Annotated in this window: 9 protein-coding genes and 1 pseudogene; 8 read left to right on the forward strand and 2 right to left on the reverse strand. The window is 72.7% G+C overall.

What is annotated here, in order from left to right; all coding sequences use genetic code 11:
- Nucleotides 1–26 precede the first annotated feature (26 nt).
- The 3 genes from G7075_RS07110 (at nucleotide 27) to G7075_RS07120 (ending at nucleotide 2,555) form a co-directional block, all read left to right on the forward strand.
- The gene (locus G7075_RS07110) at nucleotides 27–851 is read left to right on the forward strand and encodes an ABC transporter ATP-binding protein (protein WP_240917956.1); all 825 of its coding nucleotides are present in this window, start codon (nucleotides 27–29) and stop codon (nucleotides 849–851) included.
- Nucleotides 848–1,561 carry an ABC transporter ATP-binding protein gene (locus G7075_RS07115; RefSeq protein WP_166120352.1) on the forward strand — a complete coding sequence of 238 codons (714 nt, stop codon included), beginning with the start codon at nucleotides 848–850 and terminating at the stop codon, nucleotides 1,559–1,561. Before G7075_RS07110 ends, G7075_RS07115 begins: the two co-directional genes overlap by 4 nt.
- A gap of 94 nt (nucleotides 1,562–1,655) precedes the next feature.
- Entirely contained in the window at nucleotides 1,656–2,555 is a 900-nt protein-coding gene (locus G7075_RS07120; RefSeq protein WP_166120355.1) for a hypothetical protein, read from the forward strand.
- A 19-nt stretch (nucleotides 2,556–2,574) separates the two neighbouring features.
- Here the strand turns inward: G7075_RS07120 and uvrA are convergent, their stop codons facing one another.
- Complete coding sequence (gene uvrA / locus G7075_RS07125; RefSeq protein WP_240917957.1) at nucleotides 2,575–5,598, reverse strand: excinuclease ABC subunit UvrA; 3,024 nt, start codon at nucleotides 5,596–5,598, stop codon at nucleotides 2,575–2,577.
- Between the two features lie 92 nt (nucleotides 5,599–5,690).
- Between uvrA and G7075_RS07130 the strand changes: the two genes are divergently transcribed.
- The 4 genes and pseudogenes from G7075_RS07130 (at nucleotide 5,691) to G7075_RS07140 (ending at nucleotide 9,747) form a co-directional block, all read left to right on the forward strand.
- Nucleotides 5,691–7,484 carry a glycoside hydrolase family 15 protein gene (locus G7075_RS07130; RefSeq protein ID WP_166120361.1) on the forward strand — a complete coding sequence of 598 codons (1,794 nt, stop codon included), beginning with the start codon at nucleotides 5,691–5,693 and terminating at the stop codon, nucleotides 7,482–7,484.
- Nucleotides 7,485–7,493: 9 nt separating this feature from the next.
- Nucleotides 7,494–8,354, forward strand: coding sequence for a maleylpyruvate isomerase family mycothiol-dependent enzyme (locus G7075_RS21015; protein ID WP_240917958.1), 861 nt, complete (start codon nucleotides 7,494–7,496; stop codon nucleotides 8,352–8,354).
- Nucleotides 8,335–8,855, forward strand: a pseudogene (locus G7075_RS07135) (MBL fold metallo-hydrolase). Before G7075_RS21015 ends, G7075_RS07135 begins: the two are co-directional and overlap by 20 nt.
- 16 nt (nucleotides 8,856–8,871) lie before the next feature.
- A complete protein-coding gene (locus tag G7075_RS07140) occupies nucleotides 8,872–9,747 on the forward strand; it encodes a DMT family transporter (RefSeq protein ID WP_240917959.1) in 876 nt (291 codons plus the stop codon).
- 23 nt (nucleotides 9,748–9,770) lie between these two features.
- Here the strand turns inward: G7075_RS07140 and G7075_RS07145 are convergent, their stop codons facing one another.
- A complete protein-coding gene (locus G7075_RS07145) occupies nucleotides 9,771–10,772 on the reverse strand; it encodes a TerC family protein (RefSeq protein WP_166124271.1) in 1,002 nt (333 codons plus the stop codon).
- A gap of 81 nt (nucleotides 10,773–10,853) precedes the next feature.
- Between G7075_RS07145 and G7075_RS07150 the strand changes: the two genes are divergently transcribed.
- Nucleotides 10,854–13,511, forward strand: a complete 2,658-nt coding sequence (locus G7075_RS07150; protein ID WP_166120364.1) for a phosphoenolpyruvate carboxylase — start codon at nucleotides 10,854–10,856, stop codon at nucleotides 13,509–13,511.
- Nucleotides 13,512–13,555: the final 44 nt, after the last annotated feature.

The following is a 13,555-nucleotide window of genomic DNA, read 5'->3' on the forward strand; positions in this document are numbered from 1 at the left end:
CAGACCGAACACCTGGAGGAGGCGAAGTGACCGTCACCGAACCCACGACGGCCGGCCCCGAGGCCGGCACCCGGGTCGTCCTCGAGGCGGCCAACGTCACGATGCGCTTCGGCGGCCTCACCGCCGTCGGCGACGTCAGCATGAAGGTGCACGACGGCGAGATCGTCGGTCTCATCGGCCCGAACGGCGCCGGCAAGACGACGTTCTTCAACTGTCTCACCGGCATGTACGTCCCCACCGAGGGGCGCGTCACGCTGGCCGGCGAGCAGCTGCCGCCGAAACCGCTCAAGGTGGTGCGCGCCGGCATGGCCCGGACGTTCCAGAACATCCGGCTGTTCGGCAACATGACGGCCCTCGAGAACGTCATGGTCGGGCGCTACTGCCGCACCTCCTCGATGGCCCTCACCTCGATCCTGCGCGGGCCGAAGTTCCGTCGCGAGGAGTCGGCCACCCGCGAGCGGGCCCAGGAGCTGCTCGAGTACGTCGGGCTCGGGAACTCCACCGAGCTGCTCGCCCGCAACCTGCCCTACGGCGACCAGCGCCGGCTCGAGATCGCCCGCGCGCTGGCCACCGACCCGCAGATCCTCCTCCTCGACGAGCCGACCGCCGGCATGAACCCGAAGGAGACCGAGGAGACGATGCACCTGATCTTCAAGATCAGGGACAGCGGGCTGGCGGTCGTCGTCATCGAGCACGACATGCGGTTCATCTTCAACCTCTGCGACCGGGTGCTCTGCCTCGTGCGCGGCCAGGTCCTCGTCCAGGGCACGCCCGGCGAGGTGCAGTCCGACCCACGGGTCATCGAGGCCTACATCGGCGGCGACGACGACGCCGAGGAGGAGGACGCGTGAGCGCCATGCTGGAGGTCAAGGACCTCGTTGTCTCCTACGGCAAGATCAAGGCCGTCAAGGGGATCAGCTTCACCGTCGGCGAGGGCGAGGTGGTCTCGCTCATCGGCACCAACGGCGCCGGCAAGACGACGACGCTGCGCACCATCTCCGGGCTGCTGCGGCCGGTGTCCGGCTCCATCACGTTCAACGGCCAGGACCTGACGAAGGTCCAGGCCCACGACATCGTGGCGCTCGGGCTCGCCCACTCCCCCGAGGGGCGGCGGATCTTCCCGAAGCTGTCGGTCGAGGAGAACCTCATGCTCGGCGCGTTCTCGCGCAAGGACAAGAGCATCCGCAGCGACCTGCAGGCCGCCTTCGAGCTCTTCCCGATCCTCGAGGAGCGGCGGGCCCAGCCGGCCGGCACGTTCTCCGGTGGCGAGCAGCAGATGCTGGCCATGGGCCGGGCGATGATGAGCCGCCCCAAGCTGCTCATGCTCGACGAGCCGTCGATGGGTCTGTCGCCGCTGATGATGAAGCGGATCATGACGACCGTCTCGACCCTCCAGGAGCAGGGCACGACGATCCTCCTCGTCGAGCAGAACGCCCAGGCCGCGCTCAAGCGGGCCACGAAGGGCTACGTGCTCGAGGTCGGCAAGATCGTCCTCTCCGGCACCGGCAAGGAGCTCCTCGAGAGCGACGACGTCCGCAAGGCCTACCTCGGCGAAGACTGACCGCCGACGAACGACGAGAGCATGCCGTGCGGGCCTCGACCCGGGCGGCATGTTCTCCTCTCGACCGGTGGCGTCCGGCGCCTAGGGTGAGTCGATGACCACCTTCCGGCACGACGAGGCCGCGCGCGGCGTGGCCCGGCTCGCCTACCGCACCCTCGAGCCGTACCACCTCGCCGCCTACTTCGGCCCGCACGTCGACGCGACCCGCGAGGAGCTCGGCATCGGCTGGCTCGGGGCCTACACCGGGATGCGCGCCGCGCCGCTCGGTCGGGTGCCCGGCGAGGTCGTCGCCGCCACCTTCTTCGGGTTCCGGCCGGCGGCGGTCGCCAAGGCGTGGGGCCTGGCCCTGGCGCACCACGCGCCGGCCGAGCTCGACGAGGTGCGGACGCGGTGCCTCGACACCGGCCTGCGGGCCGCGCTCGGTGACCTCGTCTCCTCCCCCGACCTCGTCCCCCTCGTCGAGCGGCTGCGGGGGGTGGTCGAGGGCCTCGACCACGGCGGCCGGCCCCTCGCGGCGGCCTTCGCCGCCCAGCCCTGGCCGGAGGCGCCGCACCTAGCCCTCTGGCACGCCACCGCCGTGTGGCGGGAGTGGCGCGGTGACGGGCACGTCGCCGCGCTCACCGCGTCCGGCCTGCGTCCGCTCGAGGCGCTCGTGCTCTACGACGCGTGGGTGCGCGAGACCGCCGCGGCCACGGCCGGCAGCCGCGGACGTCCGTTCCTCCAGCCGACCCGGAAGTGGACCGACGAGGAGTGGGCGCAGGCCACGGACGCGCTCGGCACCGCCGGGCTGCTGGCGACCGCGCCGGCCGGCGAGCCGACGATCACCGACGCGGGGCGGCGGCTGCGCGACCACCTCGAGGACGCCACCGACGACGCCTCGGCCGCCGCGTGGAGCGGCGTCGACGACGCCGAGGGCCTGCTGACGGCGGCGCGGCCGTTCGTGAAGAAGGTCATCGACGCCGGCTGGCTGCCGGGGACGACCGCCCGCGGCTGACGGCCCGAGCCCCGCCCGGTCAGCCGGCCTTGCGGGTGGCCGGCTTCTTCGTCGCCCGGGTGGGCTCGCGGCGGGTCGACGTGCCCTTGGCGGCGGTCTTCTTGGCGGCCGCCTTCTTCGCGGGGGCCTTCGTGGCGCTCTTCCGGGCGCCGGCGCCGCGTGACGGGGTGGTCGTGCGCGCCGTCTTCGCGAGCACCGGTGCGAGGAACCGGCCGGTGTGCGAGTGCTCGAGCGCCGCGACCTGCTCGGGGGTGCCCTCGGCGATGACCCGACCGCCACCGCTGCCGCCCTCGGGACCGAGGTCGACGACCCAGTCGGCGCTCTTGATGACGTCGAGGTTGTGCTCGATGACGATGACCGTGTTGCCCTTGTCGACCAGCCCCTGGAGGACCCCGAGCAGCTTGCGGATGTCCTCGAAGTGCAGGCCGGTCGTCGGCTCGTCGAGCACGTACACCGTGCGGCCGGTGGAGCGCTTCTGGAGCTCGGAGGCCAGCTTGACGCGCTGTGCCTCACCGCCCGAGAGCGTGGGCGCGGGCTGGCCGAGCCGGACGTACCCGAGCCCGACCTCGTTGAGCGTCGTCATGTGCCGGGCGATGGCGGGCACGGCCTTGAAGAAGTCGGCGGCCTCCTCGATGGGCATGTCGAGCACGTCGGCGATCGTCCTGCCCTTGAAGTGCACCTCGAGGGTCTCGCGGTTGTACCGGGCGCCGTGGCACACCTCGCACGGGACGTAGACGTCGGGCAGGAAGTTCATCTCGATCTTGATCGTGCCGTCACCGGAACAGGCGTCGCAGCGCCCGCCCTTGACGTTGAAGGAGAACCGGCCCGGCTGGTACCCGCGGACCTTCGCCTCCTCGGTGGTGGCGAAGAGCTTGCGGATGTGGTCGAAGACCCCGGTGTACGTGGCCGGGTTGGACCGCGGCGTGCGGCCGATCGGGCTCTGGTCGACGTGCACCACCTTGTCGAGGTGGTCCAGACCCGTGACCGACTTGTGCCGACCCGGGACGTGCCGGGCGCCGTTGAGCTTGTTGGCGAGCACGTTGTAGAGGATGTCGTTGACGAGGGTGCTCTTGCCCGAGCCGGACACCCCGGTGACCGCGACGAGGTTGCCGAGCGGGAAGCCGACGGTGACCGCGTCGAGGTTGTGCTCGGTGGCCCCGACGACGACGACCTCGCGCCCCCGCTCCTGGGGCCGGCGAACGGCGGGAGTGGGGATCTCGCGACGGCCCGACAGGTACTTGCCGGTGATCGAGTCGGGGTGGGTGAGCAGGTCGGCGACGGTGCCCGAGTGGACGACCTGGCCGCCGTGCTCGCCGGCTCCCGGGCCGATGTCGATGACCCAGTCGGCGGTGGCGATGGTGTCCTCGTCGTGCTCGACGACGATGAGCGTGTTGCCGAGGTCGCGCAGCCGGGTGAGGGTCTCGATGAGCCGGTGGTTGTCGCGCTGGTGCAGACCGATGCTCGGCTCGTCGAGCACGTAGAGGACGCCGACGAGCCCGGACCCGATCTGGGTGGCGAGCCGGATGCGCTGTGCCTCACCGCCGCTCAGGGTGCCGGCGGGGCGGTCGAGGCTGAGGTAGTCGAGGCCGACGTCGAGGAGGAACCCGAGCCGGGCGTTGATCTCCTTGATGACGCGCTCGGCGATCTGCCGCTCGCGGGTCGTGAAGTCGACGTCGTCGAAGAAGCGGGCGGCGTCGCCGATGGCCAGCCCGGCGACGTCGGCGATGGACCGGCCGCCGATGAGGACGGCGAGGGACTCGGGCTTGAGGCGCGCACCCTTGCAGACCGGGCAGGGCACCTCGCGCATGTAGCCCTCGTACCGCTCGCGGCTCCAGTCGGAGTCGGTCTCGGAGTGCCGCCGCTTGACGAACGGGATGGCGCCCTCGAACCCGGTGGAGTACGAACGCTCCCGGCCGAACCGGTTGCGGTACTTGACGTGGACCTTGTGGTTGCGGCCGGTGAGCAGGGAGTCGCGGACCTTCTTCGGCAGCTCCCGCCACGGCACGTCCATCGAGAAGCCCATCTCGTCGGCGAGGGCCGACATGACGCGCTGGAAGTAGTCCGCGGCACCCGAGGCCGTGGCCCAGGGCGCGATGGCGCCCTCGGCGAGGCTGAGGTCGTCGTCGGGGACGATGAGCTCGGGGTCGACCTCGAGCTCGGTGCCGATGCCGGTGCACTCGGGGCAGGCGCCGAACGGGCTGTTGAACGAGAACGAGCGCGGCTCGACCTCGTCCATCTGGAGGGGGTGGTCGTTGGGGCAGGCCATCCGCTCGGAGAAGCGGCGTTCGCGGGCGGGGTCGCCCTCCTCGAGGTCGACGAACTCGGCGACGAGCACGCCACCGGCCAGCCCGAGGGCGGTCTCGACGGAGTCGGTGAGCCGGCGCTTGCCCGCGGTGTCGGCGGTGCCCTTGGCGACGAGCCGGTCGACGACGACGTCGATGGTGTGCTTGACCTGCTTCTCGAGCTTCGGCGGCTCGGTGAGCGTGACGACCTCGCCGTCGACCCGGGCCCGCGAGAAGCCCTTGGCCTGGAGCTCGGCGAACAGGTCGACGTACTCGCCCTTACGGGCGCGGACGACCGGCGCGAGCAGCTGGAAGCGGGTGCGCTCGGGGAGCTCGAGGAGGCGGTCGACGATCTGCTGCGGGCTCTGGCGGGTGATGGCCTCGCCGCAGACCGGGCAGTGCGGGCGGCCGGCGCGGGCGAAGAGCAGGCGGAGGTAGTCGTAGACCTCGGTGATGGTGCCGACCGTGGACCGCGGGTTGCGGTTGGTCGACTTCTGGTCGATGGAGACCGCGGGCGAGAGGCCCTCGATGAAGTCGACGTCGGGCTTGTCCATCTGGCCGAGGAACTGGCGGGCATAGGCCGACAGCGACTCGACGTAGCGCCGCTGGCCCTCGGCGAAGATGGTGTCGAAGGCCAGCGAGGACTTGCCGGAACCGGACAGCCCGGTGAAGACGACGAGGGCGTCCCGGGGCAGCTCGATGCTGACGTCCTTGAGGTTGTGCTCGCGGGCGCCGCGGACGACGAGGTGGTCATGACTCACACCGGCCATGCTAGGTGGAGGGTCCGACAGTCCCCTCATCAGCGCCGGCGCCGTCGAGGGTCCGTGCAGGTCCGGCGTCTAGGGTCGGCCCGGTGAGCACACCCATCGCCGAGTACGCCCTCCTCGGGGACACCGAGGGCGCGGCCCTCGTCAGCCGGCACGGAGCCGTCGACTGGCTCTGCCTGCCGCGCTTCGACTCCCCCGCCTGCTTCGCGGCACTGCTGGGCACCGACGACCACGGTCGGTGGTTCCTCGGGCCGGTGCAGGAGGCCCGGGCCACCCGCTCGTACCGCGAGAACAGCTTCGTCCTCGACACCGTGCACGAGACGGCCAGCGGCCGGGTCCGGGTGACCGACGTCATGCCGTTCGGCGACGGCCGGGCCGACCTGCTGCGGGTCGTCGAGGGGCTCGACGGCGAGGTCGAGATGGACCACGAGTGGGTCGTGCGCACCGGGTACGGCAAGGTCCTGCCCTGGGTCTCACGGGTCGAGGACTGCGACGGCGTCACCGTCATCCGGGCCGTCGCGGGCCCGGACATGCTCGTCCTGCGCGGCGACCGGCTCCCCGAGCCGACCGACCACCACCACGCGGACCGCTTCACGGTGCGCGCCGGGGAGCGGTACGAGTTCGCGATGACGTGGGTGCCCTCGTGGTGCGACGTCCCGGGCGCCCTCGACGTCCCCTCGCGCATCGAGGAGACCGTGCGCCGCTTCGACGACTGGGCCTCGCGGCACTCCCACCACGGCCCCTACCGCGAGGCCGTCACGCGCTCGCTGCTCGTGCTGCGGCTGCTCACCGACGAGCTGCGGGGCGGGATCGTCGCGGCCCCGACGACCAGCCTGCCCGAGGACGTCGGTGGCGAGCGGAACTGGGACTACCGGTACTGCTGGCTGCGCGACGCCTCGCTGACCCTCGAGGCCCTGCTCGGCTGCGGGTACGTCGACGAGACCCGCCTGTGGCGCAGCTGGCTGGTGCGCGCCCTCGCCGGCGACCCCGCCGACCTCCAGATCATGTACGCCGTCGACGGCGGCCGCGAGCTGCCCGAGCGCGAGCTCGACCACCTGCCCGGCTACGCGGGGTCGCGTCCCGTGCGGGTCGGCAACGGCGCCGTCGGGCAGCGGCAGAGCGACGTGCTCGGCGAGGTGATGATCGCGCTCGCCGAGGCACGCCGGCTCGGCGTCACCGAGTCCGACGAGTCCTGGGCCCTGCAGCGGCTGCTCGTCGACGACCTGGCCGAGCACTGGGACCAGAGCGACCACGGCCTCTGGGAGATCCGCGGCCCGGCCCAGCACTTCACGCACTCCCGGGTCATGGTGTGGGCCGCGTTCGACCGCGCCGTCCGGGCCGTCGAGGAGGACGGCCACGACGGCGACGTCGAGCGCTGGCGGGCGCTGCGCGACCGGGTGCACGCCGAGGTGTGCGAGCGGGGCTACGACGCCGAGCGCGGCACCTTCACCCAGCACTACGACACGAAGGACGTCGACGCGGCCCTGCTGCTCATCCCGACCGTCGGCTTCCTGCCCGCCGACGACGAGCGCGTCCAGGGCACGATCCGCGCCGTAGAGGAGGACCTGCTGCGCGACGGCTTCGTGCTGCGCTACCGGACCCAGAGCGGCGTCGACGGGCTCTCCGGCGACGAGAACCCCTTCCTCGCCTGCTCCTTCTGGCTCGCGGAGTCCTACGCCCGCTGCGGCCGCCTCGACGACGCCCACGCCCTCATGCAGCGCCTGCTGGCGGTGCGCAACGACCTCGGCCTCCTGTCCGAGGAGTACGACCCGACGACCGGCACCCTGGTCGGCAACTTCCCGCAGGCCTTCTCGCACCTGGCCCTCGTCCGCGCGGCCGACGCGATCGAGCAGGCCGAGCAGGCGGCGGCCCGGGGGTAGCGTCGAGCCATGGCCCCCAGCGACCCCGACCTGCTCCCACTCGTCGCCGCGCACACCGAGCGGTTCGTCGCGACGACCCGCTCCCTCGACGACGTCGACGCCCCGTCCCTCTGCGAGGGATGGACGCGCGGACACGTCGCCAGCCACGTCGCACGCAACGCCGACGGGCTCGAGCGGCTCGTGCGCGCCACCGTCGACGGCACCCGCGACACGATGTACGCGAGCCGTGAGGCGCGCGACGCCGACATCGAGGCGGGGGCGCGGCGTTCCCCCGCCGACCTCGCCGACGACGTGGAGGTGACGGCGGCGGCGCTCGCCGAGGCCCTGCCGCGGCTCGGCCCGGAGCACGCCGACCACCCGCTCGAACGCACCCCCGGCGACGTCCGGGGCCGCGCCGCCGACATCCCGACGATGCGGCTGCGCGAGCTGACGTGGCACCACGTCGACCTCGACGCCGGGTTCGGGTTCGCCGACCTCGAGCCCGAGGTCGTCTCGCTCTTCCTCGACGAGGAGGTCGAGCGGCTGCGCGGCCTCGACGACGCCCCCGACGTCACCCTGCGCAGCACGGAGGGCGATGAGTGGACGGTCGGGGTGGGCACGACCTCGGTCACCGGCGACCGGTCCGCACTGCTCGGCTGGCTCGCCCGCGGGATCACCGACGGGGTGTCGGGCGACCCTCTCCCCGGCTCCCGGCGGGGCGGTGAGCGCCGTGGCGTACACCGGCGAGGTGACACCGGGCGGCCCCAGCGACGTGCGCGACCTCGGCCCGCTCACCGTCCGCAAGATGGCCGTCTCCGACATGCACAACAACGTCTACCTCCTCACCTGCACGGCCACCGGCGAGCAGCTGATGGTCGACGCGGCCGATGACGCGGCCCGCTGCCTCGCGCTCGTCGCCGAGGGCACCGGCCGGCTCGACCACCTCGTGACGACCCACCAGCACTGGGACCACGTCCGGGCGCTCGAGGAGGTCGCCAGGGCCACCGGCGCCCGCACGTACGCGGGTGCGGACGACGCCGACGCCCTCCCCTGGCGCCCGACGTCCGGCTGGCGCACGGCGACACCGTGCGGGTCGGCGAGCTGGCGCTCGACGTCGTCCACCTGCGCGGCCACACGCCGGGGTCGGTGGCGCTGGCCTGGCACGCACCCGACGGCGCGACGCACCTCTTCACCGGCGACTCGCTCTTCCCCGGCGGCGTCGGCAACACCAAGCGCCCCGAGCAGAGCTTCGAGGACCTCTACCGCGACGTCACGGAGCGGATCTTCGCGGTGTACGACGACCGGACGTGGTTCTACCCCGGCCACGGGAACGACGGCCGCCTCGCCGACGAGCGACCACACCTGGACGAGTGGCGTGAGCGCGGATGGTGATGGCTAGCCTGTCGCGGTGACGTCCCCCGCCGACCGGGTCCCCGCCCCGGTGCTCGTGCTCACGGGGATCGTCTCGGTGCAGTTCGGCGGCGCCCTGGCCGCGACCCTCGTGCCGGCCGTGGGGGCCGGCGGGTCGGTCGTCATCCGGCTGCTCTTCGCGACCGCCCTGCTGTTGCTCGTCGTGCGCCCCCGGTGGCGCGGTCACTCGCGGCGGGCCTGGGTGACGGTCGGCGCCTTCGGCGTGGCGCTCGGGCTGATGAACTTCGCGTTCTACGGCTCGCTGGCGCACCTGCCCATCGGGGTGGCCGTCACCATCGAGTTCATCGGCCCGCTCGCCCTGGCCGCCGCCCTGTCCCGGCGGGTGGTCGACGGGCTGGCGGTGCTCGCCGCGGCCGCGGGCGTCGTCCTGATCTCGGAGGCGCTGAGCATCCCGCTGGCCGACCTCGAGTGGACGGGGATCCTGTTGGCGCTCACCGCCGGCGCGTTCTGGGCGGCCTACATCGTGCTCTCCGGACGCACCGGTGCCGAGTTCCCGAGGCTCGAGGGGCTGGCCCTCGCGATGGTCTTCGCCACGGCGGTCACGCTGCCCTTCGGCGTCTCGAGCGTGTCGTCGTGGACGCCGGAGGTGCTCGCCAAGGGCATCGGCATCGCGGTGCTCTCGTCGGTGCTCCCCTACTCGCTCGAGCTGCTCGCGCTGCGCCGGTTGCGCGCGCAGGTCTTCGGCATCCTGCTCTCGCTCGAGCCGGCGGTCGCCGCCCTCGCCGGGCTGCTCGTGCTCGGGCAGCGCCTGCACGGGCTGCAGCTGCTGGGCATGGCGCTCGTCGTCGCCGCGTCCGGTCTGGTGCTGGGCCTGGGCGCGCGCAAGGACCCGGCGGAGTCGACCGCGACGTAGGTCGCAGCCGGTGGCCGGCGGCCTCAGTCGACGAGCTCGGGGTGGCGGCGGGTGCGCCAGAGGCTGGCGACGGTCGTGACGCCGAGGATGACGACGATCGCGCCCAGCGAGACCGCGATCGGGATCTCCGGCACGTCGAAGTTCTTGCCACCGTTGAGGAACGGCAGCTCGTTGGTGTGCAGCGCGTGGAGCAGCAGCTTGACGCCGATGAAGGCCAGCAGCACGGCGAGCCCGATGCTCAGGTAGATGAGCTTCTTGAGCAGGCCGCCGATGAGGAAGTACAGCTGGCGCAGGCCCATCAGGGCGAAGAGGTTGGCCACGAGGACGATGTAGGGCTCGCGGGTCAGGCCGTAGATCGCCGGGATCGAGTCGAGCGCGAAGAGCAGGTCGGTGGTGCCGAGCGCGAGGATGACGAAGAAGAGCGGGGTCGCGAGGTGCTTGCCCGTCTCCTTGGAGAACAGCTTCGTGCCGTCGTACTCCTTGGTCGCCGGGAACCGCTTCTCCATGAACTTCATGAAGCGGTTCTCCTCGAACTCGTCGTCGTCGCTCTCGCCCTCCTTGGCGAGCTTGACGGCGGTGTAGATGAGGAAGGCGCCGAAGATGTAGAAGACCCAGCTGAAGTTGTCGATCGCCGCCGCACCGACCGCGATGAAGATGCCGCGCAGGACGATCGCGATGACGATGCCGACCATCAGCGCGAACTGCTGGAGCTTCTCCGGTACCGCGAACTTGGCCATGATCAGCAGGAAGATGAAGAGGTTGTCGACCGACAGCGAGTACTCGGTGAGCCAGCCGGCGAAGTACTCACCGGCGAGCTGCCCACCGGCGAACGCCCACATCCCGAGCCCGAAGACGACCGCGGCGCCGACGTAGACCGCCAGCGCCACCGAGACCTCCTTGGTCGACGGTCGGTGCGGGCGGCGCGCGATCATCACGACGTCGAACAGGAGGACGGCCGCCGCGACGCCGATCGACGCCCACCACACCCACGGGGCCAGGTCGAGGTCGGGGGTGGCCGTCGGCATCAGGGCGGGGAGCACCGAGCCAGCCTAACGGCGGGCGGACAGCCGGACGCGCGGGGCGTCGGCCCTCCTACGCTGGGCGGCATGGCCAGCATGCTCGAGGACCTCTCCCTGCTCACGAGCCTGCACCGGCAGGTGGTGGAGGAGTCGGGACGGGCGGACCTCCTGGAGATCACGGACGCCCTCGAGCGGCGCTGCCGCGGCGAGGAGGACGGCGACCCGGCGGCCCTCGTCGCCGCGCTCGACCCGGACACGACGGCGCGCATCGCCCGGCTGCTCACGGTGCACCTGCACCTGACCAACCTCGCGGAGGAGCGGCACCGGGCGCGGTCGCTGCGCAGCGAGGACGGCGAGTACGGCGGCGGTGCGGACACCGGGGACATCGGGCCGGCGGTCGCGGCGGCCGGTCCGGACGCGCGCGAGCGGGTCGAGCGGATGCGCATCCACCCCGTGCTGACCGCCCACCCGACCGAGGCACGGCGGCGGGCGGTGGCCTCGGCGCTGCGGCGCATCGCCGAGCACCTCGACGCCCACGACGACCCGGGGTCCGGGCCGTCCGAGCGGGCCCGGTCGCGGCGGCGCATGCTCGAGGACATCGACATCCTCCAGCGCACCTCGACGCTGCGGATCACCCGCCCGACGCCGGCCGACGAGGTCAAGACGGTGCTGACGGTGTTCCGGCAGAGCCTGATCCACGCGGTGCCGCGGTTCCAGCGGGCGGTCGAGGCGGCCTTCGGCGGCGACGTGCGCCCCGGCGAGCGTCCGCTGCCGCCCATCGTCCGGTTCGGCTCCTGGGTCGGTGGCGACCGGGACGGCAACCCGTTCGTGACGGCCGAGGTGACGCGCGAGACCGTCCGCGCGCACGCCGACCAGGCCCTCGAGATCCTCCACGACGCCGTCGACCGCGTGGCCCGGATGATCACCGTCGACGAGGAGTCGACCCCACCGACGGCCACGCTGCGCGACGCGCTGGCCAACGACGCGGCGGCCCACCCGCGGCTGCTCGCCGAGGTGACGAAGGACTCCCCCAACGAGCCGCACCGCCAGAAGCTCCTCGTCGTGGCCGCCCGGCTGGCGGCGACGCGCGACGAGCGGGCCGGGGTGGCGTACTCCGGACCCGAGGAGGCGCTGGCCGACCTCGCGCTCGTCCAGGACTCGCTCGTGGCCGCCGGTGACGCCCGGACCGCGTACGGCGAGCTGCAGGACGTCGTGTGGATGGTGCAGACCTTCGGCTTCCACCTCGCCGAGCTCGAGGTGCGCCAGCACTCGTCGGTGCACCGGGCCGCGCTCGTCGAGGTCCTCGGGCTGCTGCCGGAGGACGAGCGGCCGTCCGACGTCGAGGCGGCGGCGCGCGACGCATCGCTGCTGGACCGGCTGGCGGTGGACGGGTGGCCGGAGCTGGAGGGCTCGCCCGAGGGTGCGACCCGTGAGGTGCTCGACACGTTGCGGGTCATGGCCTGGCTGCAGCAGCGCTGGGGGCGGCGGTCGTGCGGCCGGTACGTCGTGTCCTTCAGCCAGTCGGCGGCCGACCTCGTGGCCGTGCGCGCGCTGGCCCGGCTGGCCGTGGGCTCGCGACCGCTGGAGCTCGACGTCGTGCCGCTCTTCGAGACCGGGGCCGACCTCGACGCCGCCGACCGCACGCTCGAGGCCTGGGTCGGGCTGGCGTCGACTGCCGGCTGGCTGGAGCGGGTCGAGCGCCGGGTCGAGGTGATGCTCGGGTACTCCGACTCGGCCAAGGACGTCGGGCCGGCGTCGGCGACGCTCGCGCTGCACCGGGCCCAGGTGGGTCTCGTGGCGTGGGCGCGACGGCACGCGGTGGAGCTGACGCTCTTCCACGGGCGCGGCGGTTCACTGGGCCGCGGTGGCGGGCCGCTGCACCGGGCCATCGCCGCGCAGCCGACCGGGTCGGTCGACGGGCGGTTCAAGGTCACCGAGCAGGGCGAGGTGATCTTCGCGCGGTACGCCGACGTGCGTATCGCCGAGCAGCACCTCGAGCGAGTGGCCTCGGCGGTACTGCTCACCGACTCGCCGGGCCACGCGGAGGCGCGGGATGCGGCGCTGGGCCGCTTCGCCGACGTGGGGCAGGTCGTCGACGAGGCGAGCCGTCGGGCGTTCCGGGACCTCGTCGAGCAGCCGGGGTTCGCCGACTTCTTCGCGATGTCCAGCCCCCTCGACCTGCTGGCCGACCTGCGGCTCGGGTCCCGGCCGTCGCGGCGGTCGGGGACGGAGTCGGGGCGCTCGCTCGACGACCTGCGGGCCATCCCGTGGGTCTTCGCCTGGTCGATGACGCGGGTCAACCTGCCCGGGTGGTACGGGTTGGGGAGCGGCCTGGCGGCGTTGCCGACGCTGGACGGGGCGCGCGAGGCGTACCGGTCGTGGCCGGTGTTCGCCGCACTCGTCGACGTCGCCGAGATGAGCCTGGCCAAGACCGACGACGAGCTCGCGGCGGGATTCCTGCGGCTGGGGGGTCGCCCGGAGCTGGCCGAGCGCGTGCTCGAGGAGCTGGCCCTGACCCGGCGGATGGTGCTCTCGCTGCTGGGACAGTCCGAGATGCTCGAGCGCAAGCCGCACCTGTACACCGCGGTGGGACTGCGGCGGCCGTTCGTCGACATGCTCAGCCACCTGCTGCTGCGGGGCTTGGCGGAGTTCCGGTCGACCGGTGAGGAGGCCGGGTCGGAGTGGCACCGGCCGCTCCTGCTGACCGTCAACGGGCTGGCGGCGGGGCTCCAGAACACGGGGTGATGTTGCGCCGCTTTGGTGCAAAGTCGTTGCACAGCAGGCGAATA

Origin of the sequence: Phycicoccus sp. HDW14 (assembly GCF_011383005.1) — a bacterium.
GTDB lineage: Bacteria > Actinomycetota > Actinomycetes > Actinomycetales > Dermatophilaceae > Phycicoccus.

Bases quoted from the DNA above. Each gene is read 5' to 3' on its own strand.
- G7075_RS07120 (WP_166120355.1), top strand. From the start codon at position 1,656: ATGACCACCTTCCGGCACGACGAGGCCGCGCGCGGCGTGGCCCGGCTC.
- G7075_RS21015 (WP_240917958.1), top strand. From the start codon at position 7,494: ATGGCCCCCAGCGACCCCGACCTGCTCCCACTCGTCGCCGCGCACACC.
- G7075_RS07145 (WP_166124271.1), bottom strand. From the start codon at position 10,772: ATGCCGACGGCCACCCCCGACCTCGACCTGGCCCCGTGGGTGTGGTGG.
- G7075_RS07150 (WP_166120364.1), top strand. From the start codon at position 10,854: ATGGCCAGCATGCTCGAGGACCTCTCCCTGCTCACGAGCCTGCACCGG.